22 protein-coding genes are annotated in these 23988 nt (G+C 71.9%); 4 read left to right on the forward strand and 18 right to left on the reverse strand.

Going from position 1 to position 23988, the window contains the following annotated elements; all coding sequences use genetic code 11:
- Window positions 1-47: 47 nt before the first annotated feature.
- The 4 genes from ACMXN5_RS12590 to fdxA form a co-directional block, all read right to left on the reverse strand.
- Entirely contained in the window at window positions 48-830 is a 783-nt protein-coding gene (locus tag ACMXN5_RS12590) for a TIGR00730 family Rossman fold protein (RefSeq protein WP_380041134.1), read from the reverse strand.
- Between the two features lie 54 nt (window positions 831-884).
- The gene (dapE, locus tag ACMXN5_RS12595; protein WP_439675334.1) at window positions 885-1946 is read right to left on the reverse strand and encodes a succinyl-diaminopimelate desuccinylase; all 1062 of its coding nucleotides are present in this window, start codon (window positions 1944-1946) and stop codon (window positions 885-887) included.
- A 64-nt stretch (window positions 1947-2010) separates the two neighbouring features.
- The gene (gene dapC, locus ACMXN5_RS12600) at window positions 2011-3093 is read right to left on the reverse strand and encodes a succinyldiaminopimelate transaminase (protein WP_439677997.1); all 1083 of its coding nucleotides are present in this window, start codon (window positions 3091-3093) and stop codon (window positions 2011-2013) included.
- A gap of 87 nt (window positions 3094-3180) precedes the next feature.
- Window positions 3181-3507, reverse strand: coding sequence for a ferredoxin (gene fdxA / locus ACMXN5_RS12605; protein WP_020556628.1), 327 nt, complete (start codon window positions 3505-3507; stop codon window positions 3181-3183).
- A gap of 204 nt (window positions 3508-3711) precedes the next feature.
- On the opposite strand from fdxA, the gene ACMXN5_RS12610 reads away from it, so the two are divergent.
- A complete protein-coding gene (locus ACMXN5_RS12610) occupies window positions 3712-4647 on the forward strand; it encodes a GNAT family N-acetyltransferase (protein ID WP_439675335.1) in 936 nt (311 codons plus the stop codon).
- On the forward strand, window positions 4644-5483 hold the full coding sequence (locus tag ACMXN5_RS12615) for a SirB1 family protein (protein WP_439675336.1): 840 nt from the start codon (window positions 4644-4646) through the stop codon (window positions 5481-5483). The genes ACMXN5_RS12610 and ACMXN5_RS12615 overlap by 4 nt, the downstream gene beginning before the upstream one ends.
- Window positions 5484-5683: 200 nt before the next feature.
- Here the strand turns inward: ACMXN5_RS12615 and ACMXN5_RS12620 are convergent, their stop codons facing one another.
- The 5 genes from ACMXN5_RS12620 to ACMXN5_RS12640 all read right to left on the reverse strand — a co-directional run bounded on the left by ACMXN5_RS12620 (window position 5684) and on the right by ACMXN5_RS12640 (window position 11073).
- Window positions 5684-7276: a glycoside hydrolase family 18 protein gene (locus ACMXN5_RS12620; protein WP_439675337.1), complete on the reverse strand. Its 1593-nt coding sequence runs from the start codon at window positions 7274-7276 to the stop codon at window positions 5684-5686.
- 210 nt (window positions 7277-7486) lie between these two features.
- A complete protein-coding gene (locus tag ACMXN5_RS12625; RefSeq protein WP_439675338.1) occupies window positions 7487-8092 on the reverse strand; it encodes a response regulator transcription factor in 606 nt (201 codons plus the stop codon).
- A gap of 10 nt (window positions 8093-8102) precedes the next feature.
- Window positions 8103-9326, reverse strand: coding sequence for a sensor histidine kinase (locus ACMXN5_RS12630; protein WP_439675339.1), 1224 nt, complete (start codon window positions 9324-9326; stop codon window positions 8103-8105).
- Between the two features lie 71 nt (window positions 9327-9397).
- Window positions 9398-10114 (reverse strand): ABC transporter permease, encoded by a 717-nt coding sequence (locus ACMXN5_RS12635; RefSeq protein WP_379999750.1) that lies wholly within the window; start codon window positions 10112-10114, stop codon window positions 9398-9400.
- Between the two features lie 8 nt (window positions 10115-10122).
- Window positions 10123-11073: an ABC transporter ATP-binding protein gene (locus ACMXN5_RS12640; RefSeq protein WP_439675340.1), complete on the reverse strand. Its 951-nt coding sequence runs from the start codon at window positions 11071-11073 to the stop codon at window positions 10123-10125.
- 127 nt (window positions 11074-11200) lie between these two features.
- Here ACMXN5_RS12640 and ACMXN5_RS12645 point away from each other — a divergent pair, with 127 nt between their 5' ends.
- Window positions 11201-11920: a hypothetical protein gene (locus ACMXN5_RS12645; RefSeq protein WP_439675341.1), complete on the forward strand. Its 720-nt coding sequence runs from the start codon at window positions 11201-11203 to the stop codon at window positions 11918-11920.
- Window positions 11921-12005: 85 nt separating this feature from the next.
- Here the strand turns inward: ACMXN5_RS12645 and ACMXN5_RS12650 are convergent, their stop codons facing one another.
- The 5 genes from ACMXN5_RS12650 to ACMXN5_RS12670 form a co-directional block, all read right to left on the reverse strand.
- Window positions 12006-14861: a VanW family protein gene (locus ACMXN5_RS12650; protein ID WP_439675342.1), complete on the reverse strand. Its 2856-nt coding sequence runs from the start codon at window positions 14859-14861 to the stop codon at window positions 12006-12008.
- A 355-nt stretch (window positions 14862-15216) separates the two neighbouring features.
- Entirely contained in the window at window positions 15217-15609 is a 393-nt protein-coding gene (locus ACMXN5_RS12655; RefSeq protein ID WP_395794402.1) for a DUF6113 family protein, read from the reverse strand.
- Between the two features lie 10 nt (window positions 15610-15619).
- Window positions 15620-16522 (reverse strand): N-acetyl-1-D-myo-inositol-2-amino-2-deoxy-alpha-D-glucopyranoside deacetylase, encoded by a 903-nt coding sequence (mshB, locus tag ACMXN5_RS12660; RefSeq protein ID WP_439675343.1) that lies wholly within the window; start codon window positions 16520-16522, stop codon window positions 15620-15622.
- Window positions 16523-16568: 46 nt separating this feature from the next.
- Entirely contained in the window at window positions 16569-17198 is a 630-nt protein-coding gene (locus tag ACMXN5_RS12665) for a class I SAM-dependent methyltransferase (RefSeq protein ID WP_439675344.1), read from the reverse strand.
- Between the two features lie 74 nt (window positions 17199-17272).
- Complete coding sequence (locus ACMXN5_RS12670; protein WP_380000028.1) at window positions 17273-17467, reverse strand: DUF2304 domain-containing protein; 195 nt, start codon at window positions 17465-17467, stop codon at window positions 17273-17275.
- Window positions 17468-17681: 214 nt separating this feature from the next.
- Here ACMXN5_RS12670 and ACMXN5_RS12675 point away from each other — a divergent pair, with 214 nt between their 5' ends.
- A complete protein-coding gene (locus ACMXN5_RS12675; protein ID WP_439675345.1) occupies window positions 17682-19814 on the forward strand; it encodes a prolyl oligopeptidase family serine peptidase in 2133 nt (710 codons plus the stop codon).
- Window positions 19815-19885: 71 nt separating this feature from the next.
- On the opposite strand, the gene ACMXN5_RS12680 is transcribed toward ACMXN5_RS12675, so the two are convergent.
- Genes ACMXN5_RS12680 through ACMXN5_RS12695 form a run of 4 tightly spaced genes read right to left on the reverse strand, consistent with a single transcriptional unit; the run spans window position 19886 to window position 23956 of the window.
- Window positions 19886-20968: an ABC transporter ATP-binding protein gene (locus ACMXN5_RS12680; RefSeq protein ID WP_439675346.1), complete on the reverse strand. Its 1083-nt coding sequence runs from the start codon at window positions 20966-20968 to the stop codon at window positions 19886-19888.
- Complete coding sequence (locus ACMXN5_RS12685; protein ID WP_439675347.1) at window positions 20961-22004, reverse strand: ABC transporter ATP-binding protein; 1044 nt, start codon at window positions 22002-22004, stop codon at window positions 20961-20963. Before ACMXN5_RS12685 ends, ACMXN5_RS12680 begins: the two co-directional genes overlap by 8 nt.
- Window positions 22005-22020: 16 nt before the next feature.
- On the reverse strand, window positions 22021-23034 hold the full coding sequence (locus ACMXN5_RS12690) for an ABC transporter permease (protein WP_439675348.1): 1014 nt from the start codon (window positions 23032-23034) through the stop codon (window positions 22021-22023).
- Window positions 23027-23956: an ABC transporter permease gene (locus tag ACMXN5_RS12695; protein WP_395794390.1), complete on the reverse strand. Its 930-nt coding sequence runs from the start codon at window positions 23954-23956 to the stop codon at window positions 23027-23029. The genes ACMXN5_RS12690 and ACMXN5_RS12695 overlap by 8 nt, the downstream gene beginning before the upstream one ends.
- Between the last annotated feature and the right edge of the window lie 32 nt (window positions 23957-23988).

Below are 23988 nucleotides of genomic sequence, written 5' to 3' on the forward strand. Positions count from 1 at the left end.
CCCGCCGGTGTCGTCCGAGTGAACACGACGGGGCCCCCGCATGCCCGTCAGGTGGCAATCGACCCGCCGGCGGCGCGTCCTTCGGCGGCGGCCTTGTCCGCGCGTGCCTCGGCCTCCAGTTTCGAGCACTCCAGATCGGCGTCGCGGATGATCCGCACCGCCTCGTCCACGTCGTCGGTGATCCGGATCAGGTCCAGGTCGGCCGGCGACGCCTTGCCCTGGGCAATCACCACGTCGCGCACCCAGTCGACCAGTCCGGTCCAGTAGTCGCGGCCGATCAGCACCACCGGGAAGTGTGTGACCTTGCCGGTCTGCACCAGGGTGAGCGCCTCGAACAACTCGTCCAGCGTGCCGATCCCGCCGGGCAGCACGATGAAGCCCTGCGCGTACTTGACGAACATCGTCTTGCGCGCGAAGAAGTAGCGGAACGTGATGCCACGGTCCACGTACGGGTTCAGCCCGGACTCGAACGGCAGCTTGATGCCGACGCCCACCGACTGCCCGCCGGCGTCCCGGGCGCCCTTGTTGGCCGCCTCCATCGCGCCGGGGCCGCCACCGGTGATCACCGCGTAGCCGGCCTCCGCCAGGGCCCGCCCGACACGTTCGCCGATGCGGTACTCGGCCGAGCCCGGTTTGGTCCGGGCCGAGCCGAACACGCTGACCGCGCGGCCGAGGTCGGCGAGCATGCCGAACCCGTCCACGAACTCGGTCTGGATCCGCAGTACCCGCCACGCCTCGGTGCCGAGGTGCCCCATGCCGGGATGTTGTTCCTCCACCTCGCTGGGCGAGGCGAACTCGGGTGGCTCCTCCGGAGCGAATCGCGCGTCCATCCGGCCACCCTGTCACGCCGAGCCGGGGCCCGATCGCATTTCCGCGTGCCCGGGTCAGCCGAGCCAGCGCCGCAGCCGCTCCTCGCTGTCCCCGATCAGCGCGATCTCCACGTGCTCGTCCCGCTTGTGCGCCAGGTTGGGATCGCCCGGCCCGTAGTTCACCGCCGGGATGCCGAGCGCGGAGAAGCGCGCGACGTCGGTCCAGCCGAACTTGGCCCGCGGCGGGGTCCCGATCGCCGCCACGAACGCCGCCGCGGCGGGGCGGTCCAGGCCGGGCAGGGCACCCGCGGCCTCGTCGGTGAGCACCACGTCGAACCCGGCGAACACGTCGCACACGTGCGCCAGCGCCTGCTCGACACTGCGATTGGGCGCGAAGCGGAAGTTGACCGTCACCGCGCAGGCGTCCGGGATCACGTTGCCCGCGACGCCGCCCTCGATCTTCACCGCGTTCAGCCCCTCGCGGTATTCGAGGCCGTCGATCTCCACCCGCGCGCCCTCGTACGCCTGCAACCGGGCCAGGATCGGCGCCGCCGCGTGGATCGCGTTGTCGCCCAGCCACGAGCGGGCCGAGTGGGCGCGGGTGCCGGTGGTGGTCACCTTGACCCGCAACGTGCCCTGGCAACCGCCCTCGACCGCGCCGCCGGTGGGCTCCATCAGCACCGCGAAGTCGGCGACCAGCCACTCGGGGTGGTTGTTCGCCAGCCGCAGCAGCCCGTTGCGGGCGGCCTCGACCTCCTCGCAGTCGTAGAACACGTAGGTCACGTCGCGATTGGGCTCGGGCAGGTGCGCGGCGAGCCGCAGCTGCACCGCGACGCCGCTCTTCATGTCGGAGGTGCCGCACCCGTACATCAGCGGACCCTCGATCCGGGACGGCAGGTTGTCCGCGATCGGCACGGTGTCCAGGTGACCCGCGATCAGGATGCGCTCGGCGCGCCCGAGTTCGGTGCGGGCGACGACCGAGTCGCCGTCCCGGTACACGGTCAGGTGCGGGAAGGCGCGCAGCGCCTCCTCCACCGCGTCGGCGAGCACCCGCTCGTCGCCGCTGGCCGACGGGATGTCGACGAGTTGCGCGGTGAGCGATGCCGCGTCCTGGGACAGATCGAGCTTCACGGTCATGCCGAGCAGCCTATCCCCGTCCCCGAACGCGGCCCTCGACCCGACGCCGGGCCCGCGAACGCGCTCAGACCTCGTGCAGCCGCTTCACGCCCGCCGCGACGCGCTCGTCGGTCGCGGTGAACGCGAGCCGCACGTGCCGATCGCCCAGCGGCCCGTAGAAGTCGCCCGGCGCGACCAGGATGCCGCGCTCGGCGAACCAGGCCACGGTGTCCCAGCAGTCCTCGTCGCGCGTGGCCCACAGGTACAGGCTCGCCTGCGAGTGCTCGATCCGGAAGCCCGCCGACTCCAGGGCGCCGCGCAGCGCCGCGCGCCGGGCCGCGTAGCGCGCCTTCTGCTCGGCCACGTGCGCGTCGTCGGCGAAGGCGACGGTCATCGCCGCCTGTACCGGGCCGGGCACGATGTGCCCCGAGTGTTTGCGCACCGCGAGCAGTTCGCGGATCACCGCGGGGTCGCCCGTGACGAACCCGGCACGGTAGCCGGCCAGGTTGCTGCGCTTGGACAACGAGTGCACCGCGAGCAGACCCCGGTGCGAGTCACCGCAGACGTCGGGGTGCAGCACGGACACCGCCTGGGTGTCCCAGCACAGCTCGATGTAGCACTCGTCGGAGACGACCAGCACGTCGTGCTCGCGGGCCCACGCCACGATCGCGCGGGTCTCCTCGAGCGTGCGCACCGCGCCGTGCGGGTTGCCCGGCGAGTTCAGCCAGATCATCCGCACCCCGGCGGGATCGGGCAGCGCGCCGTCCACCACCGGCAGCGGGGTGGCCCCGGCCAACCGCGCGCCCACGTCGTAGGTGGGGTAGGCCAGCGCCGGGTGCGCGACGATGTCGCCCGGGCCGAGCCCGAGCTGGTTGGGCAGTGCCGCGACCAGTTCCTTCGTACCCATCACCGGGAGCACGGCGTCCGCGCTCGCCCCGGTGACGCCGAGCCGTCGGCGCAACCACCCGGCGATCGACTCGCGCAGCTCCGGCTTGCCGAACACGGTCGGGTAGCCCGGCGCGTCGGCGGCGGCGCACAGCGCGGCGCGGATCAGCTCCGGCGTGGGGTCGACGGGGGTGCCCACCGACAGGTCGACCACGCCGTCGGGATGGGCCCGCGCGCTCGCGCCGAACGGCTCGAGCCGGTCCCAGGGGAAGACGGGGAGCAGGTCGGTGACGCGACGTGCTTCCCGGCCCCGCGCGTCGGCGGGGTCGGGAAGCGGCCGCGCACCGTTGTGCGAAGCGGTCACGACGCTCTACTCGCCGGTCGCCTGCGGCGGCAACGCGGCGATGAGCGGGTGGTCCTTGGCGATCAGACCCATCTTCGAGGCGCCGCCCGGGGAGCCGAGGTCGTCGAAGAACTCCACGTTCGCCTTGTAGTAGTCCTTCCACTGCTCCGGGGTGTCGTCCTCGTAGAAAATCGCCTCGACCGGGCAGACCGGCTCGCAGGCTCCACAGTCGACGCATTCGTCGGGGTGGATGTACAGCGCACGCTCACCCTCGTAGATGCAGTCGACGGGGCACTCCTCGATGCATGCCTTGTCCTTCAGGTCGACGCAGGGCTGCGCGATGACGTAGGTCACGTCGGGTTCCTCCTCATGCGGGCGGTACAGGGTGCGCGGGAGCGCGGCAACGTCGGTGCCCGCAACTAGTATCGCGGTGGGCCGGGGCCTACTCCTAGCAGGTGGCCCTTACCTGTGGGCCGGGAACATGTCAGCAGACGTGGGCGGACGAGGTCAGCACGGATCGGGGATGCCGGACAGGTGAAGAGGATCACACCGCGGGATGTGGGCAGACGCGTGTCGGTGCGCCGCGAACTGCCGCCCGAGGACGCCGAGGCGAGCTATTCCGACGTCGTGGGCGATCTCGTGGATTGGCGCGACGGTGTGCTGACAATCACCCGCAGGGACGGCAGTATCGCCCGGGTGGCGGAAGCGAGCATCGTCGCCGCCAAGGTCGTCCCGCCACCCGTACGGCGGCTCACCCCGGCCCGCCTGCAGGACGTGGCCAGTCGGTCCTGGCCCGCCCCCGAGGTCGCCGCCTTCGGCGAGTGGCTGCTGCGCGCGGCCGGCGGATTCACCCGGCGGGCCAATTCGGTGCTGGTCCTGGGCGAGCCCGACATGCCCTTCCCGGAGGCACTCGATCGAGTGAATGCCTGGTATTCGGCGCGCGACCTGCCGACGCTGTTCCAGGTCGCGCACGAGGACCCGTTCGACCGTTTCCTCGACGCCGCCGGGTGGCCGGCCGAGGGTGACGCGCTGATGCGCACCGGGCGCCTGGTGCGCGCGGCCGACGTGCTGCGCGACGTGGACGCGCGCCGGGTCGAGATCGGGACCACCCTGACCGACGGGTGGGTGTCGCTCTACCACCGGGTCGCGCAACACGCCGGCGGCGCCGAGCGGCACGTGCTCCAGGGGCCGCCGGGGACGCTGTTCGCGACCGTGTCCGACCCGGAGTCGGGCCGGCCGGTCGCCATCGGCCGGGTGTGCGTGCTCGGCCGCTACGCGGGCTTCGCCGGCCTGGAGGTGGACCCGGCGCACCGCAGACGCGGCCACGCGCGGGCGATCGTCAAGGCGCTGACCGACCGGGCGCTCGCGGGCGGCGCGGTCACCGGCTGGCTCCAGGTGGAGTCGGACAACCGGGCGGCGCGCGAGCTCTACGACGCGCTCGGCTACACCGACCACCACGGCTACCACTACCGCCGCTCCCCGGCCGCCACGTGAGCGCTCCCGGGAATCCCCGCGACCGGTTCGCGGCGGTCGTGCGGGCCGACGAGGTGGATCTGGCCGAGGCCGCGCTGCTGATGGGCGCCGAGGTCGATCCGGCGTTCGATCCGGCCGTGGGGATCGCCGAGTTGGAGCGGCTCGCGGCGGCGGTGCGGGCCGAGGCGGGGCCCGGCTTCGACCCGCCGGGGGCCGCCGCGGCGCTGGCGCGGGTGCTCGGCGGGCGGGCCCGGTTCCTCGGGCAGCAGTCCGACTACGCCGACCTGCGCTCGTCGCTGCTGCACGAGGTGCTGCGCCGCCGGCGCGGGTTGCCGATCCTGCTGTCGGTGGTGTGGATCGACGTCGGCCGCCGGGCCGGGCTGCCGGTGTACGGCGTCGCGTTGCCGGGACATTTCGTGGTCGGGATCGGGGATCCCGACGGCGAGTTCGAGCTGGCCGACCCGTTCCACGGCGGGGTGCCGCTGTCGGTGTCCCGGGCCCGCCGACTGGCCGCGGAGGCGGGTGGCCGGCCCGGCGATCCGACACTGCTGCAACCGGCGCGGCCGACCGCGATCCTGCTCCGGATGTTGAACAACATCCGCGCCTGGGCGGCACAACCCGAGCGCGGCATCGAGGGCGCCTGGACCCGGCTGTGGGCGGTCGAGCTGTCCCTGCTGCTGCCGCGCCACCCGGCGGCGCTGCGCCACGAACGCGGCACACTCCTCGCCAGAACCGGCCAATTCGCGGCCGGCGCACGGCAGTTGGAGGAGTACGCCGAACTGGTCAAGCACATCGACCCCAAGGCCGCAGAGGGCATGCTCACCGAGGCGAAGGCGGCCCGGGCCCGGCTGAACTAGCCTCGCCGCGGTCGCCGCATCGAGAAAAGTCCTCGAATCGAACAACCATGAGGTTGCCTCTTCGATTCACCGGCGCCCGGCGGCGACCAATCCGACCCGACCCATCGAAATCAGCCACCCTCACCCGGCACGCGGACCGGCCCCGAGTGCCGTGCGACCGCATCGGACCGGTGACCGGCTCCACGCCCGGGCCCGCGCGCTCAGCCGCCGAGTGCGCGCAGGAACGCCTCCGGCTCCTGGGCCACCCCGCTGCACGTGGGGTCGGCGCCGGTCTCGGTCGCGGTGCCGTCGGCGCACGGTCGGTCCCGCGCGGCGGACCACCACGCGACCCGTCCCAGGTGGTTCTGCCGGGCGAAATCGGCGAACCGGCGCGCGTCGTCCAGGGTGAACACCTCCCCCGGCACGTCGTTGCGGCCGATCATCACCGTCACCGACACCCGCCGCCAGGCCTGTTCCTGGGTCAGGTGCGGCCACACCTCGCGGATCTGCGCCTGGAGCGCGTGCGCGGCGTCGGCGGCGAAGCGGCCCATCCGTCCCTGCGGCCGGGGCGCGACCCCGGCGCCGTAGTTCATCGCCTTGATGTTCACGTAGGACACGTCGACCTGCTGCGCGGCGGCGTCCCGCAGCAGCGCCTTGGCCTCGTCGCCCAGGCCCTGGAGCGGATGCACCGGCAGCGAGTAGCCGACGTCCACCCGCCGATCCGTCCGCCGCGCGTCCTCCTGGAGCAGCCGCAGCGCCGCATTGCGCCGCTGCACCACATCGGGGCGGACCAGCGCCCGGCCCTCGATGTCCAGATCCATCGCATCGGTCCCGGTGGCGTCCAGGACCTGCCGATAGGCGGCCACCAGTTCCTCCGGACTGCCGCAGGACACCGCGAGGTCGGTGCCGCCGGCGCCGCCGAAGGCGACCCTGATCGATCCGCCGGCCTCGCGCAGCGCGGCGATCCGGGCGGCGGTCGCGGGGTCGTCGAGGCGGGTCACCCCGCCCCACATCGGCCGGCAACCACCGCCGTCCACGACGTAGGCGAGGGTGTGGTCGCGCACGCCGGACGATCCGGCCCGGGTGGGGTCGAGCGTCATGTCCAGGTAGGGCGCGAGGTGTTCGACCGTGCCCGCGCGCGGCGTGGCGTCGGTCGGGGACGCGGTCACCGGCGGGGCCGAGGGGGGCGACGTCGTCCCGCCGCCCCGACCGGTGCCGGTCGGGGTCGGGGTGCCGGTGTGCCGGTCGAGGCCGGCGGACGGGCTCGCGGTCGGCGTCCACCCGGACGGGCCGGCCCGCTCGTCGGGCCCGGTCCCGGCCGACCCGCCGCAGGGCTTGTCGTTGATCGTGCACGCGGTCGGCCCGTCGGCGCGGACCGGCTCGGTCGCGGTCGGCACGCCGACCCCGTCCCGGCGGACCTCGAAGCCGACCACGATGCTCTCGCCCGGCCGCAGCGCCCGGTTCCAGTTCTCGTTGCGCACGGTGTAGCGGCCGGCCGCCGGTTCGAGCCGGCCGTTCCATACGGTGGCGATCCGCGTGCCCGCCGGGAGGTCGAAGCGCAGGGTCCAGCCCTCGACCGTGTCGGACCCGGTGTTGCGCAGCACGTACTGGCCGCTGTAGCCGCTGGGCCAGGATCCGGTGCGCACGTAGTCGGCGCTGAGCACGTGATCGGCGTCGGACGAGTCCCCGGACAGCGCCACCACCAAGGCGGCCGGCAACGCGGCGAGCACGGCGCTCGCGGCGGCCCAGCGGATGCGTTCCCGACGGGGACGACGGGTGCCCGGTTCGGGACCGCCTGCCCGGTGCGACCCCATGCCCATTCCTCCGACATCCTCTCCGACGGCACTCGGGCCGCCGGGCACGAGGACTCTACCGGCCTTCGGGCCCCGGTCCCATCGATCCTCAGGGGCGACCGGTGGGAAAGATCCGTTGTCCCACAACGAGGGATCCCGGTCCCACATTCCGTCGGCGACCCGTACGCCACCGGGGCGACCGCGCGATCCGGACACCCGTACCGGCGCCGGTCAGAGCCAGCCGTTGTCGTGCGCGATGCGCACCGCGTCCGCTCGGTTGCGGGCGTGCGTCTTGCCGATGCACGAGGACAGGTGGTTGCGCACGGTGCCCTCGGACAGGTGCAGCAGGGTCGCGATCTCGGACACCGTCGAGCCGCCCGACGCCGCGCGCAGCACGTCGCGCTCGCGCTCGGTCAGCGGGTCGGCGCCGACCGAGAGCGCGGTGGCCGCGAGCGTGGGGTCGATCACCCGCTCGCCGCGCAACACCCGGCGTACGGCGTCGGCCAGTTGCGCGGCGGGCGCGTCCTTGACCAGGAACGCGTCCGCGCCCGCCTCCATCGCCCGGCGCAGATAACCGGGGCGGCCGAACGTGGTCAGGATGACGATCCGGCAACCGGGCAGCGCCCGGCGCAACTCGGCGGCGGCGGCCAAGCCGTCCCGTCCCGGCATCTCGATGTCGAGCAGCGCCACGTCGGCGCCGCTCGCCCGCACCGCCTCGACCACCTCGTCCCCGCGCGCGACCTGCGCGACGACCCGGATGTCCTCCTCCAGGCCGAGCAGCGCGGCCAGCGCCTCGCGCACCATGGCCTGGTCCTCGGCGAGCAGTACGTTGATCACGGCCCGAACGTTAGCGGGTCGCTTCCGGCGCTCCGGGGGCAATCCGGCGCTCGGCGGTCTTTCCGGGAAGCACCGGGACCGAAGCGGTCAACCCGAACCCGCGCCCGTGCTCCCCGCCGCCGACCTCGATGGTGCCGTGGGCCAGGGCGAATCGCTCGCGCAGCCCGGTCAGCCCGTTGCCCTCGCCACCCGTCGTGCCGCGCCCGTCGTCGCGGATGTCCAGTCGCCACATCGCGCCGGTGTCCAGGCGCACCGTGCAGCGCCGCGCGCCGCTGTGCCGCATCGTGTTGGTGACCGCCTCGCGCAGCGCCCAGGCGAGCACCGCCTCCGCCTCCGGGTCCGGGCACTGCGGCCACTGCTCGGGCACCACGGTCAGCTCGATGCCCACCGCGCGCGCCGCGATCCGGGCGCCCGCCAGCTCGACCGCGAAGGTCGGCCGCCGGTAGCCGCTCACCGCCTCGCGCACGTCCACCAGCGCCTGCCGGCCGACCCGCTCGATGTCGGCGACCTGTTCGGCCGCGCGATCCACGTGCTCGGGCAGGAAGCGGCCGGCGAGTTCGCTCTTGAGGGTGATCAGCGACAACGAGTGGCCGAGCACGTCGTGCAGGTCGCGGGCCATCCGCAGGCGTTCCTCGCTGGCCGAGAGCCGGGCCACGATCTCCCGGGCCTCACGCAGTTCGACCAGGGTCTCCAGGAGTCGGCGCACCCCGATCATCACCCCGCCGGTGAGCACCGTGACGAACGCCAGGACCAGCAGGTCGTTGCCGGCCGCGCCGAGCAGCACACCGAGCCCGAGCCCGGAGGCCACGCAGCCCAGGATCCCCCACATCGACCGCGGAAAGCGCAGCCCGGCCCCGACCGACACCGCGACGTAGACCATCAGGCCGAGCCAGGCGTCGTCGAAGGTCAGGATCAGCCCGACCGCGGTCGCCCACAGCAGCAGGCAGGCCCCCGACTGGGCCCGCTCGGTGTCGAGCGCGCGGCGCAGCACCACCTCCACCCGACCGAACAGGCCGAACCAGCCGACCCCGCCGAACACCAGCGCGACGTAGCAGACCACCACCACGAGTAGCCCGATCGAGCCCACCGTCAGGCGCACCGGCCCGTACCCCCCGGTGGCCAGGTCGTGCACCACCGGGGTCAGGAAGAACAACCAGAGCAACGACCACGACATCCGGATGGCCCGCCCACGCGTCGAGTCCTGCCGTGTCGCTGTCGCGTCCGACCACCGCATGTCACGCGCTCCTTCTCGGGAACGGATCCCACCACGCCTCGGGACCATCCCGTCGGGCGAACGGCCCCGGATCAGGCCGCCACCTTCTGCTCGTCGCGACGGTAGCGCCACGCGGCCAGCGCGGTGAACGCGACCAGGTACACCGCGAGCACCACCACGTCGGCGACCCGGGGCCGATGCCCGGCCAGCACCTCCCAGCCCAGTTGCCCGTAGCGATACGTCGGCATCACGTGGCCGATGTCCTGGAGGACCTGCGGGAACCCGCTCAGCGGGACCCACATGCCACCCAGCACCGCCATGCCCAGGTAGACCAGCATGAACAGCGGCTGCGCGGAGTCGGGGGCGACCAGGTAGCCGAGCCCGATCCCGAGCACGGCGAACACGAACGAGCCGAACCACAGCGCGATCACGATCACGCCCCATTGCCACGCGTCCAGCCGCACCCCGCGCAGGAAGCCGGTGCCCAGCACGAGCACGATCGCGGGCAGGCCGACCACCGCCGCCGAGACGAGCTTGGAGATCACGTACTGCCGCCCGGTGAGCGTGGTCAGCCGCAACTGCCGGGTCCAGCCGCTCTGCCGCTCCGCCGCGATCCGCTGCACACCGGCGCTGAGCACCGCGCCGACCGCGCCGAACGAGGCCATCGACACCATCACGTACGCGGATACGTCGGTGCCGTCCACGTCTCCCGACTGGCTGCCGAAGATCAGGTACATCGCGACCGGATACGCCAGCGTGAAGAGCAGGTAGCGCCGGTTGCGCAACATCCTCAGCACTTCGAGTCTCATCAACGTCCTCATGCCGGGATGCCCTTTCCTTCCGCCTCGTCCGCCTGCTGGGTGATCGCCAGGAACGCCTGCTCCAGACCGAGACCGGCGACCTCCAGGCCGCGCGGACGCAGGCCGGCGGCGTAGATCGCGGCCACCGTCTCGTCGGCGTCGGCGCTGCGGATGCGCACGGTGTGGCCGCTCAGTTCGATGTGCGCGATGCCGGGCAGCGCGCGCAGCACCGCCTCGTCCTGCTCGACCGCCCGGTCCAGGTCGAACGCGATCCGGCGCAGCCCGGCCCGGGCCTTGATCTGCGCGGCGCTCGCGTCGGCGAGCAGCCGCCCCCGGTGCAGCACGAGCACCCGGTCGGCGACGTTGTCCGCCTCCTCCAGGTAGTGCGTCGCGAACAACACGGTGCGGCCCAGTTCGGCCTGCTCGCGCATGCTGACCCAAAACCGCTGCCGGCTGTCCACGTCCATCCCGGTGGTGGGCTCGTCCAGGACGATCAGGTCCACCTCACCCGCGATCGCCATCGCGAAGCGCACCCGCTGGGCCTGGCCGCCGGAGAGCTTGTCGACGTTCTTGTCGACCAGGTCCTCGATGCCGGCGCGACGCAGCACGTCCGCACGCGGCAGCGGGCGCGGATGCAGGTCGCGGGCCAGGCCGATCATCTCGCCGACGGTCACGTCCGGCATCAGGCCACCGGTCTGCAACATCGCGCCGACCCGACCGCGCCGGATCGCGTCGCGCGGATCGCCGCCGAACAGCGCGACCGTGCCCTCGGTGGGCCGGCTCAGTCCGAGCAACAGGTCGAGTGTGGTCGACTTGCCGGCACCGTTGGGCCCCAGCAGCGCGACGGTCTCCCCCTGGCGCAGTTCGAGGTCGAGCCCGTCCACGGCGCGCAGTTCACCGAAGCACTTGCTCACCCCGCCGAGCGCGACGGCCGGCGCGGTCGTCTGTTTCCCAGCCGTGATCGTCATGCCCCCCAGCCTGGCCGACCACCCTCGGCCGGCGAAGTGGGAAACCTCCTGATCAGGGCATGACAGATGTCATGGGGTATCGCGGAGCCGCGCCGCGGACGGGCCTCCCGGCACTAGCGTGGCCGCCATGGTGCGACTGACCGACTCCCAGACCGGCAAGTCCGAACTCGTGACCACCTCGATCGGCAGGCGGGTACGGGTGGCCTACCCGAGCCGTTCGCTACGCGCGGCGATCATCGCCGACACCTTCCGCCGGGTCGCCGGCCGACACCACCTGACCGTGACCGTCCACCACCTGCCCTATCGCGCGCAGGTGGCGCACGCGGCGGGCTACGGCCGGTACAACATGCCGCTGCCCGCCATGGGGCAGCCGGACGGCGCGATCGACCTGTACTTCGGCGAAGACGGGGACGAGGGGCCGCGCGCCCGGGTGCACGTGCTGCATCCGGCGGCGGTGGTCGACGCCGCGCCCCGCCGACCCGTCCCGCATCCCGAGGATCCGCTCGTGCTGCGGCTGATCCTGCTCTCGCTGGCCGCCGACGAGCCGCTGCGTGCGGACCACGCCGGGTATCACGGGGCGGCCGACGCGACGGCCGTCCTCGCCGAACTGCGCGCCCGGACCGCCACGTGCGCCGAGTCCCCGTCCGCGCCGATGCCGGCCGAGGCGATCGGGCCGATCCACGCCGCGCTGGACGCCGACCTGGACACCCGCACGGCGATCCGGCTCCTGGTCGAGCTGGCCCGCGACGAGAAGGTGGCACCGGGGGCGCGCTTCGAGGCGTTGGCACACGTCGACCGGTTCCTGGCCCTCGACCTGTCACGGGACGTGGGCCGGACCGACTCCTGAGGCGAGAGCGTCGCGGGGCCGGGCCGACACGGCGAAGGCGGGGCCGGATCGCCTGTCGTGCGATCCGGCCCCGCCTCGGCAGCCGCTAGTCGTCCGACATCCGTACCGGCAGTGCGCCCGGCGGGGGTGAGTCGGCCGTGCGGCCCTGCCCCTCGCCCTCACCCGCGCCGCCGCTCTTGTCACACGTGATCTTGTCGGCCGGGTCGTACTTGGTGTGGAACTTCTCCCGGGCGGTTTCCTTGCCGCCCTGGATGAACACCCGGGTCACGTCGATCTTGAACCCGTCCGACGCGGCCTGCTCCACGCAGCCCGCCGACTTGTCCACCACCGACTTGGGCTTGACCACGTCGTACTTGCTGCCCGGCTCGGCCTTGATGTCGTCGTACTTGCGGGTGCCGAACAGCGTCACGGTCACCGTGGAATCGGTGTACGTGGACTCCAGGTAGACGTTCTTCCCGGAGTCGTTCTGGAACTTCAGGTCCAGCGACGGCCAGGCCACCGTGGCCTCGCGACCGGGCGGGTAGCGGTCGATCCAGAAGCTGTGCGGGCGGTGCATCACGTCCTTGAGCCCGGCGAAGAACACCGCGTTGAACGTGGTCGTGGCCACCTGCGAGACGCCGCCGCCGAAGTCGGTCTGGAAGCGCCCGTTGTTGATGATCGTGCCCTTGGCGAAGCCGTTCTCCGCGGTGCGCTCGCCGACCGTCTTGTTCAGGCTCCAGGTGTCGCCCGGCTTGATCACCGATCCGGTGATCAGATCGGCGGCCCGGTGGATGTTGGTCAACCGGTACGCGGCGTACGGGTAGTTCGTGGTGTAGGTCGACATCACCTCGGTGATGCCCAGCTTGTTCGCCGCCTCCGTGGTCAGCGCGGGCTCGACCGGGCCGAGGTTGACCTTCGCGGTGCGCGCCGCGCCGGACTTGGTCAGCACGGACAACACCGCCTCGGCCGCCGTGGCGCCGGAGACGCCCTTGCCGGACACGGACGGCACGACGGTGACCTTGGCGCCGGCCGCGAGCTTGCCCTCCACCTTGAACGTGGCGTTCTTCGGCTTCTCGCCGACCGAGGAGAAGGTCTGACCCAGCTCCTCCTGGAGGCCGTTCGCGTCGATCCTGGGCTGCAACCTGCCGGCGGCGTCCGGGACCATGGTGAGGTACTTCGCCAGCGCCGGCGGGTTCAGCTTGAAGGACTTGGTACCGGCCGTCAGGGTCACCGGCCCCGACATCGCGGGCACCGCGAACTCGCGCATCGCCCGGTCCACTTCGGCCTGGGTGACCTTGGGATCGGCGGCCTTGGTCGGCAACGCGACCGGACCGCCGCCGTGCAGGAAGGCCGCCTCGACCAGCTTGATCGCGGCGGGGGTGTCCAGCACCTTGCCCTTGGCCGGCGGCACCGCGGTGGCCTGACCGCTCGCGAACGAGATCCCGCCGTCGACCTGCGCACCGCCGGCCTCGGCGGCCAGCGCCTCCAGCGCGGCGCCCAGCTTGACCGGGTCCACCACGGTGCGCGGCTGGGTCTCCCGGGTCTTGCCGAACATCGCGGGCACCGAGGTGAGCGGGTTCATCCCGCCCTTGCTCGCCTCGCTGACGGTCGCGCGCGCGTCCAGGAGCAGTCCGGACGCGGCCGGCTCCAGCCGCAGTTCCTTGCCGCCGAGGTCGAGCATTATCGGCTTGGTGGTGCGGTCGCCGAGCTTTTGTTCGAGCGTACGCACCGCCTCGTCGCGGGACTGGCCGCCGATGTTGACGCCGAGCACCGAGGTGCCGCGCGGCACCCCGCCGCCGGCGTAGGCCAGCGACGCGCCGTACACGCCGCCGAGGACCGCGATCCCGGCCGCGCACGCGATCAGCGCCTTCGGCCTGCGCCGTCGGGGCGGGGCCGGGGCCGGGCGTGCCTCCTCGGTCCGCTCCTCGGCGCCGACCGGGTGCTCCGCGGCGGTCCCGGCCGCGTCGGTCGTGCCGTACTGCGGGAACCCGTGGTCGGCGGCGTCCTGTTCCTGCATCGTGCGGTATTCGTACGGCCCGTCCGAGTCGCCGTCCAGGGTCCATCGCGGCGCCTCCTGCGAGGGCAGCGGCGCCTGACCGCGCAGCACCACCGGCGGGATCGGCCGCGAGCCCGGGATCTTGATGCTGACCCGGGTGGTCATCGTCTGGTCGCCCGAATCACCCGAGTCGGCGGGCATTTCGGCATCCGTGCCGCCCCCGGCCGGCGGGGTCGGCGCGGGGCCGGCCTCCGGCGTGCCGAAGCCGGCGATCAGCCGACGCCGGCCCACTCGGTTCGGCAGCGCGCCGCCCTCGGGCGCCGACCGGGCCGCATCCGAGGCGCCCGGATCGATCGGGTGTACGACCGGCTCGACACCGGTGGGCACCCCGCGACCAGCCTCGTCCGGACCCGGCCCCGACGCTCCCGCGCCGTGCTCGCCCGCGACGCCGTAGGCGGTGCTTGGCGGCAGCGGCCGTTGTTGCCCGTGCGCCGGCGCCGGTCCGTGCTGTCCCGGTACATACGGCGTGGCCGGCGCGTCCGCGAACGGCACGGGTCCGGGCGCACCGGTGCCCTCGGTGGTCAGGCTCCTGGCTCCGGAGGCGCCGGGTACCCGCTGCGGCAGGCCGCCCGGTCCCGGCGGCGGCACGGCCGGCTGCCGGGTCGGCTGCGCGACGGGCGGCACATCGTCGTCCGCGCTGGGCCACGACGAACCTCCCGGCGGCCCCGCGACGGGCGCGGGCCGGGGCGGTTCGTCGTCGAACCACGACGCGAACTCGTCGTCGTCCCCGAACGGATCGGAAGACGGATGCGGAGACGACGCGGGCGCGGCGGATCGCTCGCGGGCGGCGGGCGCCGCCGACGACGGCCGCCCGCGTCCGAAGAACGGATGCGGATCACCATCGTGATCGTCGCGGCGCGGCTGCGCGCCCGGGTCGTCGGGCGTGGGGGGCTGGTCGTTACTCACGAAGAACGAGCTCTCCGACAGCTGAAGGTTGCGTGGCGGCGCACGGCCGCCCCCGCCCGGGATCGGACGGTATCCGGGAAAGTGCGACGGCGGTGCGTTGACACCCGCCGCGTGCGGGTCGTGACACGGCCTTCGAGGGATCTGGTGCTCCCCGCCGAAGGCACGTGGGCGAACTCGGCCACCGAGGTTGCCCGGTACGACGGGCCGGAGGAGTCGGTCGCGACGACCCCATGGACAGGGCATGACACGTACCGCACCTCGGCACCCACAATACTGCGCTCCTGCCACACCGTTACCCCGCACCGTCGCGTGCCTCCCGGTACGCGCCGTCGGCAAGCATGGCGGCGCAAGGGGTTCACCTCGTCCGCGTCTTCACCGATTCACCCGAAAGAAGGACGGGTTTGATGCCGCCCCAGGGGTAAGTGGCGGCGGCGACACCGAAGATGGTGCCACCCAGGAGGTAGATGTACGAGAGGACGCCGCTGACGAAGATCCAGTCGCCCTCCGGCTTCGTCCAACTCGCCAGCCACAACACGGTGAGCATCCAGGCGCCGACCGGCACCGCGGCCCCGGCCTTGGCCTTCAGCAGCGAGCCGCCGGCGACGAACAGGCCGCCGCTGCCCGCGAGCGAGACGATCAACCCGGCGGGCGGGTAGGCCGCCTGGGTGAACGCCCCGATAAAGGCGATCACCGCGCCGAGCAGGAACAGCACGACGTATGCCGCGACGCGGCCGGCTTTCTCTGGCACGAGGGCTACCTTACGGGCGCAGTCCGGCGAACAGGTCGTCCTCGCGGCCGTCCGGGCCGGTGGGCCCGAGGTCGCCGCGGACCAGTCGATAGTGCTCGACCGCCATGATGCTCTGGCCGATGTTGTTGGACAGCGCGAAGAAGCCGTCCTCCACCGAGACCTGGGTGGGATAGGCGCGCAGCGCCTCGAACTTGGCCTCCAGGTGGGCGCCCGCGTCCACCGCCGTGGTGACCTGGTCGTCGTCGACCGCGAACGGCAACTCGTCCACCTCGACCGCGGTGAACGGTACGTCCTGCCCGGCCTCGATCATGCGCTCGATGCCGGCCTTGAGGATCGACCGGGGCATCACGTTGTAGTAGATCTTCGCGATCGTCCACGACTCGCCCTCGCCCTCGGCGTGGGTCGGGTCGGCGGCCAACTCGGCCGCGCGCAGCGCCACCCGGTGGGCCTGGATGTGGTCGGGGTGGCCGTAACCGCCGCGCTCGTCGTAGGTGGCGAGCACCTGCGGCCGCACCTCGCGGATCACCGGCACCAGATGCGCGGCGGCCTCCTCCACGTCGGCCTGCCAGAAGCAGTCGGGCCGCGCGTTGCTCGGCACACCCATCATCCCGGAGTCGCGGTAGCGGCCCGGACCGCCCAGGAACCGCTGGTCGGAAATGCCCAGCGCCTTCATCGAGTCGGCGATCTCGGTCATCCGGTGCGCCCCGAGCCGGTCCTCGCGGTCGGCCGCCAGGTGGGCCAGCTCGGGCACCAGGATCTCGCCCTCCTCGCCGAGCGTGCAGGTGACGAGCGTGACGTGCACACCCTCGGCCGCGTACCGCGCCATGGACGCGCCGTTGTTGATCACTTCGTCGTCCGGATGGGCGTGGACGAGCAGCAGTCGCAGCGGGCTCTCGGTAGTGCGTTCGGTCATGTGCGACAGCCTACGCGCGCCCGCGGACACCCCCGGGACCGCCCGTTCAGGCCCCGCGACCGGGCGGCGCCGCGTGCACCGCGACCAGGTAGTCGCCGCCGGGCACCCAGGGCTCGCGGTCCCATCCGGCGTAGCGGGTGCGGCGCACCAGGCCGGCCGCCGCGCACGCGTCCTCGTACTCGGCGGCGGTGATCGTGGCCCCGACTCCGTCCGGGCCGCCCGCGAGGCTGAATCCGCTGACCAGGATCCCGCCCGGGCGCAACATCGCGGCCAGCGCGCGCACCACGTCGGCCTCGCTGCCGGGGGTCAGGAAGATCATCACGTTGCCCGCGGCCACGACCAGGTCGAAGCTCCCGCGCCCGCCGAGCGGCAGCGGGTCCAGGTCGGCCAGGTCGTCGAGCACCCAGGTCAGACCGGGCGCCGCCGCCTCGGCCTCGGCCAGCATCGACGCGTCCAGGTCGACGCCGACCACCTCGTGGCCCTGCCGGGCCAGCTCGATCGCCACGCGCCCGGTGCCGCATCCCGCGTCGAGGACGCGGGCGGGCTCGGGCAGCAGGTCGTCGCAGAACCTGGCCTCGCCGTGCAGGTCACGCCCCTCGGCCGCGAGCCGGCGAAACCGCTCGGCGTATTCGGGCCCACGGGTGCCACCGGTGTTGGCCAGCCATCGATTGGTCATGACAGACCAGCCTACAAACCCCGGCCCACAGCCGACCCGGCAGCGACCTCACGGCCCCGCCCGCGCTGCCCGGGTCAGAAATGGATCCCGTTCACGACTCCCGCGAAGCTCGTGCCCGCGTCGCGGATCGAGGGGGCCATCGACGTCGCGGAGAGATAGAAGCCGAGCAGGGCGCAGATGATCGCGTGCATCGGCTTGAGCGACGACTTCCGGACGAAGAAGACGACGGTGACACCGAGCAGCAGCACGGCGGAGACGGACACCACCACAGTCACGCACCTCCTGTGCGCAGGGACCCGCAGTTCGTGCTCGGGGAAGCCGGCCTGTGGATCCAAAGGGACATGTCTACACACAGAATGTAAGCCAATGGTCACGAACCGCGTTCACTCGTTCAGCGGGCGCGAGGTGGTGTTCGCACGGCTGTCCGCACTCTCCCCCCGGTCTCCCCTCCCCCTGTGCGTACGTCCCCGTACGCTGTGGCACATGAGCTCGGAGATCACATTTCCCCGGCAATACGCCCGCACGCAGCGCTTCACCCAAGGCGCTCCACGCAGCTTCGGCTTCGCCGACGGCCGGATCACATTCCTGCGGTCCAAAGCCCCCGACGACTCCACCACCTGCCTGTGGATCCTGGATCCGGACACCGGCGAGGAACGCCTGGTGGCCGACCCCGCGACACTGCTCGGCGGCGCGGCCGAGGACCTGTCCGCCGAGGAGCGGGCCCGGCGCGAGCGCAGTCGCGAGGGGGCGGCCGGCATCGTCGGCTACGCGCTCGACAGTGCCGGGGATCTGGCGGTATTCACCCTTTCGGGCCGGCTGTTCGCCGTGTCCCTGTCCGCCGGCGAGGCGCCGCGCGAGCTGGCCGTACCCGGTCCGGTCATCGATCCGCGCCCCTCGCCCACCGGCGAATGGATCGCCTACGTGTCCGCCGGCACGCTGCGGGTGGTGGCCGCCGACGGCTCGGGCGATCGTGCGCTCGCCGAGCCCGACGGCGACGACGTCACCTGGGGCCTCGCCGAGTTCATCGCCGCCGAGGAGATGAACCGCTTCCGGGGTTACTGGTGGGCCCCCGACGGCTCCGCGCTGATCGCCGCGCGCGTGGACAACGCGCCCGTGGACCGCTGGTGGATCAGCGACCCGGCCAACCCGGCCGCGGCGCCGAGCGAGGTGGCCTACCCGGCGGCCGGCACCGCCAACGCCGAGGTCACCGCGTGGCTGATCGGCCTCGACGGCGCCCGGACCGAGCTGACCTGGGACCACGACGCCTACCCCTACCTGGCGAGCGTGCACTGGTCGGCCGGCGGCGACCCGCTCCTGAGCCTGCAACCGCGCGACCAGAAGGTGCTGCTCACCCTCGCCGTCGACGTGGCCGCCGGGACCACCCGCGAGCTGCACCGCGAGCACGACGACGTGTGGATCGACCTGGTTCCGGGCGTGCCCGCCTGGACGCCCGACGGCCGGTTGGTCCGCCTGGTCGACGCCGACGGCGCGCGGCGTGTGGTGGTCGCCGACAAGGAGCTGACCGACCGGCGCCTGTTCGTGCGCTCGATTCTGGACGTGGCCGACGAGGACGTGCTGATCACCGCGTCGGCCGGCACCGACGCGAGCGCGCCCGAGATCGGCGAGGTCCACGTCTACCGGGTCGCCCCCGACGGGGTCACCCGGGTGAGCGCCGAACCCGGCGTGCACACCGCGGTGCGCGCCGGCGACACCACGGTCCTGGTCTCCGCCACGCCGGAGCGCTTCGGCACCCGGGTCGCGGTGCTGCGCGGCGGCGCCGAGATCGCCACGGTCACCTCGCACGCGGCCACCCCGGTGCTCACCCCCCGGGTCGAACTGCTCCGCGCCGGCGCCCGCGGCATCCCGTGCGCACTGATCCTGCCGACCGGGTTCGACCCCGCGTCCGGCGAGCGGCTGCCGATCCTGATGGACCCGTACGGCGGCCCGCACGGCCCGCGCGTGCTCGCCGCGCGCAACCCGCACCTGACCTCGCAGTGGTTCGCCGACCAGGGCTTCGCGGTGCTGGTCGCCGACGGCCGGGGCACCCCGGGCCACTCCCCCGAGTGGGAGAAGTCGGTCCACCTCGACCTCGGCCCGATCAGCCTCCAGGACCAGGTGGACGCCCTGGAGGCGGTCGCCGCCGAGCGGCCGTGGCTGGACACCACACGGGTGGGCATCCGCGGCTGGTCCTACGGCGGCTACCTGGCCGCGCTCGCCGTGCTGCGCCGCCCCGACGTGTTCCACGCGGCGGTCGCCGGCGCGCCGGTGACCGACATGGCGCTCTACGACACGCACTACACCGAGCGCTACTACGGCATGCCCGCCGAGCAGGTCGAGGCGTACCGGCGCGGCTCCCTGGTGTCCGGCTCCGAACTGGGCGAGGTGGCGTCGACCCGACGGGCGCTGATGCTGGTGCACGGCCTCGCCGACGACAACGTGGTCGCGGCGCACACGCTGCGGCTGAGCAGCGCGCTGCTCGCGGCCGGCTATCCGCACGAGGTGCTGCCGCTGTCCGGGGTCACCCACATGACCCCGCAGGAGCAGGTCGCGGAGAACCTGCTGCTGTTCCAGGTCGAGTTCCTGCACCGCTCGCTCGCCCGCCCCGCGAGCGACTGACACCCGCCACACACGACGACGCCCGCCGTCCCCGAATCGGGAACGGCGGGCGTCGTCGGTCGGCGCGCGGTTCAGGCCGCGCCGACGATGTCCTTCTCCTCGGCGAAGTGGCACGCGCTGTCGTGCGCGGCCAGTCCGTCCAGGCCGGTGCGGATCTGCAGCAGCGGCTCCTGCTCGGCGCAGATGTCCTGCGCCTTCCAGCACCGGGTACGGAACCGGCAGCCCGACGGCGGGTTCGCCGGCGACGGCACGTCACCGGTGAGGATGATCCGCTCGCGGTGCTCGCGCCCATCCGGGTCCGGCACCGGCACCGCGGACAGCAGCGCCTGGGTGTACGGGTGCGTCGGGTGGTCGTAGATCTGCGCGTCGGTGCCGATCTCGGCGATCCGACCCAGGTACATCACCGCGACCCGGTCCGAGATGTGCCGCACCACGGACAGGTCGTGCGCGATGAACAGGTACGACAGACCCAGTTCGTTCTGCAGCTTCTCCAGCAGGTTGACCACCTGCGCCTGCACCGACACGTCCAGCGCGGAGACCGGCTCGTCCGCGATGATGATCTCCGGGTTGAGCGCGAGGCCCCGGGCGATCCCGATGCGCTGGCGCTGGCCGCCGGAGAACTGGTGCGGGTACCGGTTGATGTGCTCCGGGTTCAGCCCGACCAGGTCGAGCAGTTCCTGCACACGCCGCTTGCGGTCGCCGCGGGGGGCGACCTCCGGGTGGATGTCGTACGGCTCGCCGATGATGTCGGCGACCGTCATCCTCGGGTTCAGCGAGGTGTACGGGTCCTGGAAGACCATCTGGATGTTGCGGCGCACCGCCTTGAGCGCGCGCCCCGACAACTTCGCCAGGTCGTCGCCCTTGTACAGGACGCTGCCCTTGGTGATCGACTCCAGGTTCATCAGCAGTCGGGCCACCGTGGACTTGCCACAACCCGACTCGCCGACCAGGCCCAGCGTCTCGCCCTTCATCAGGTCGAAGGTGACGCCGTCGACAGCCTTGACCGCGCCGATCTTCTTCTGGAAGAGGATGCCCTGGGTGATCGGGAAGTGCTTGACCAGCCCCCGCACCTGAAGGATCGGCTCGCCACTCGCCACCGGCTGAACGGCCTTGCGCACATCGGCGGCGGTCGCGCCGTTCGGGGACTCAGCCACGGACTTCTCCCTCCATCACGGTCTCCCAGAAGTGGCACGCGCTGCCCCGACCGACCGAGATCTCGTGCAGCGGCGGAACGTCGCTGCGACAGATGTCCTGCGCGTACGGGCAGCGCGGGTTGAACGCGCAACCGGACGGGATACGCATCAGGTTCGGCGGCAGACCCTTGATCGCGTACAGCTCGCGACCCTTGTGGTCCAGGCGCGGGATCGACTCCAGCAGACCCTTGGTGTACGGGTGCGTGGGCTGGCGGTACAGCTCCCGCACCGGCGCCTGCTCGACGATCCGGCCCGCGTACATGACCGCGATCTTGTCCGCGACGTCGGCGACCACGCCGAGGTCGTGGGTGATCAGGATCAGACCCATGTTCCGCTCGCGCTGCAACTCCGCGAGCAGGTCCATGACCTGCGCCTGGACGGTCACGTCGAGCGCGGTGGTCGGCTCGTCCGCGATGATCAGCTCGGGGTCGAGCGCGAGCGCCATGGCGATCATGATGCGCTGGCGCATACCGCCGGAGAACTGGTGCGGGTAGTCGTTCACCCGATCCTTGGCCGCCGGGATGCGCACCTGATCCATCAGGTCGATCGCCTTGAGCTTGGCGTCCTTGCGGGACATGCCGCGGTGCACGGTGAACATCTCGGCCAGCTGGAAGCCGACCGAATACACCGGGTTGAGCGCGGAGAGCGCGTCCTGGAAGATCATCGAGATCTTCTGGCCGCGGATCTTCCGGCGCTCCTCCTTGGACATCTTGAGCATGTCCTTGCCGTGGAACCGGATCTCGCCGCCGGTGATGTGCCCCGGCGGCATGTCCAGGATGCCCATGATCGTCTGCGCGGTCACCGACTTGCCCGAGCCGGACTCGCCGAGCACGGCGAGCGTCTCGCCGGCGCTGACGTCGTACGAGACACCGTTGATCGCCTTGGCCACACCCTCGCGGGTGCGGAACTCGACGTGCAGGTTGTCCACTTCGAGCAGCGGCGCGGTGGCTGCCGAGCCCGGTCCCTCGGGCTTGTTCTTCGTGTCGATCGTCGTCACTTGTCTGTCCCCTCCCTCAGCGGAGCTTCGGGTCGAGGGCGTCGCGCACCGCGTCGCCGAGCAGAATGAAGCTGAACACCGTGACCGACAGGAAGATCGACGGGAAGATCAGCTGGTACGGCGAGTCGCGCAGCGCGGTGGTCGCCGAGCTGATGTCCGCACCCCACGAGATCTCGGTGGGCGGCAACCCGATACCGAGGAACGACAGCGTCGCCTCGGTGGCGATGAAGGTGCCGAGCGAGATGGTCGCGACCACGATCACCGGGGCGATCGCGTTGGGCAGCACGTGCCGACCCAGGATGCGACCGGTGCCGGCGCCGAGCGCCTTGGCGGCCACCACATAGTCGGACTTCTTCACGGTGATCACCGAACCACGCATGATGCGCGCGATCTGCATCCAACCGAAGATGCCGAGCGCCATCACCACGGTCCACACGGTGCGGTCCTTGAACGCGCTCATGAACACCAGCGCCGCGAGCAGCAGCGGGATGCCGAAGAAGATGTCCGTCACGCGGGCCAGGATGGTGTCCAGCCAACCACCGAAGTAGCCGGACAGCGCGCCGATGAGGCCGCCGATGACCACGATCAACGCGGTCGTGGCGACACCGACGATGATCGAGGCACGGGCACCGAACACGGTGCGGGCGTAGACGTCGCAACCCTGCACGTTGGTGCCGAACCAGTGGTCTCCCGACGGGTCCTTGTTGGTGTCCAAAATCGGACAGTGCCGCGGATCGATGTCGGTGAACACGCCCGGGAAGAACGCCATGAAGATCAGGAACACCAGCAGCACGCCGGAGACGTAGAAACTCGGGTTGTGCCGCAGCTCGCGCCACGCCTCGCCCCACGCACCGCGGGGCTTGCTCTGCGGGCCCTGGACATCCGGGGCCGCGTAGGCGCCGCGCTTCTCCAGCGTCGTGCCCTCTTCGTCCGCCAACATCAGGCCGGGGTTCTCGATCGAGCCGAACTGGGGCTGCTCGTCGCTCGCCGTCGGCAGCTGTTCGCGCTGCTGCTTGTTCATGTCAGGCATACCGGATCCTCGGGTCCAGGACGGCGTACAGCAGGTCGACGATCAGGTTCATGACCAGATAGATCATCACCAGTGCCGCCACCGCGCCGACCACTGTCGAGCTCTCGTGCTTGGTGACCGCGAGGTAGATCAGGCGGCCGACGCCGTCGACGTTGAAGATGCCCTCGGTCACGATCGCGCCGGCCATCAGCGCGCCGAGGTCGGCGCCCAGGAACGTCACCACGGGGATGAGCGAGTTGCGCAGCAGGTGGCGGGTGACCACGCGGCGGCGCGGGAGACCCTTGGCCGTGGCCGTACGCACGTAGTCCGCGCGCATGTTCTCCGCGACGCTGGTTCGGGTCAGTCGGGCGACGAAGGCCAACGAGAGCGAACCGAGCACGATGCCGGGCAGGACCAACTGACTCCAAGTCGGGTCGCCCACACTTGCGGTGGCTTCGAAGATGCCCCACTCGCTGCCAAGCCAGAACTGCGCGACGGTGCCGAGCACGAACACCGGGATCGAGATGACCACCAGGGTGCCCGCGAGGACCACGGTGTCCGCCAGCTTGCCGCGGCGCAGGCCGGACAGCAGGCCGAGGCCGACACCGAGGACGACCTCGATCGCGAAGGCGATCATGGCGAGTCGGATCGACACCGGGAAGGCGCGCTTCAGCTCCTCGGAGACGGGACGACCGTTGAAGCTGGTCCCGAAATTACCCTGGAGCAGGTCGGTGATGTAGTACCAGTACTGCACGATCAGCGGGTCGTTCAGGTGGAACTCTTCCCGCTTCAGGCGCACGAAGACAGGGTCGGCACCCTTGTCGCCGAACATGGCCGAGATGGGGTCGCCACCCAGCTGGTACACCATGTAATAGATCAAGAACGTGGTCCCGATGAACACCGGGATCATCTGGAGCAGTCGCCGTACGACATATCGCCCCATGCCAGCCTCCTGCTGTCGTCGTCGGCCCGAAG

The organism is Embleya australiensis (genome assembly GCF_051903075.1).
Lineage (GTDB): Bacteria > Actinomycetota > Actinomycetes > Streptomycetales > Streptomycetaceae > Embleya.

Bases quoted from the DNA above. Each gene is read 5' to 3' on its own strand.
- ACMXN5_RS12630 (WP_439675339.1), bottom strand. From the start codon at position 9,326: ATGCGGTGGTCGGACGCGACAGCGACACGGCAGGACTCGACGCGTGGG.
- ACMXN5_RS12590 (WP_380041134.1), bottom strand. From the start codon at position 830: ATGGACGCGCGATTCGCTCCGGAGGAGCCACCCGAGTTCGCCTCGCCC.
- mshB (WP_439675343.1), bottom strand. From the start codon at position 16,522: ATGACCGAACGCACTACCGAGAGCCCGCTGCGACTGCTGCTCGTCCAC.
- dapE (WP_439675334.1), bottom strand. From the start codon at position 1,946: ATGACCGTGAAGCTCGATCTGTCCCAGGACGCGGCATCGCTCACCGCG.
- ACMXN5_RS12635 (WP_379999750.1), bottom strand. From the start codon at position 10,114: ATGAGACTCGAAGTGCTGAGGATGTTGCGCAACCGGCGCTACCTGCTC.
- ACMXN5_RS12690 (WP_439675348.1), bottom strand. From the start codon at position 23,034: ATGCCTGACATGAACAAGCAGCAGCGCGAACAGCTGCCGACGGCGAGC.
- ACMXN5_RS12645 (WP_439675341.1), top strand. From the start codon at position 11,201: ATGGTGCGACTGACCGACTCCCAGACCGGCAAGTCCGAACTCGTGACC.
- ACMXN5_RS12665 (WP_439675344.1), bottom strand. From the start codon at position 17,198: ATGACCAATCGATGGCTGGCCAACACCGGTGGCACCCGTGGGCCCGAA.
- ACMXN5_RS12675 (WP_439675345.1), top strand. From the start codon at position 17,682: ATGAGCTCGGAGATCACATTTCCCCGGCAATACGCCCGCACGCAGCGC.
- ACMXN5_RS12620 (WP_439675337.1), bottom strand. From the start codon at position 7,276: ATGGGGTCGCACCGGGCAGGCGGTCCCGAACCGGGCACCCGTCGTCCC.
- ACMXN5_RS12695 (WP_395794390.1), bottom strand. From the start codon at position 23,956: ATGGGGCGATATGTCGTACGGCGACTGCTCCAGATGATCCCGGTGTTC.
- ACMXN5_RS12640 (WP_439675340.1), bottom strand. From the start codon at position 11,073: ATGACGATCACGGCTGGGAAACAGACGACCGCGCCGGCCGTCGCGCTC.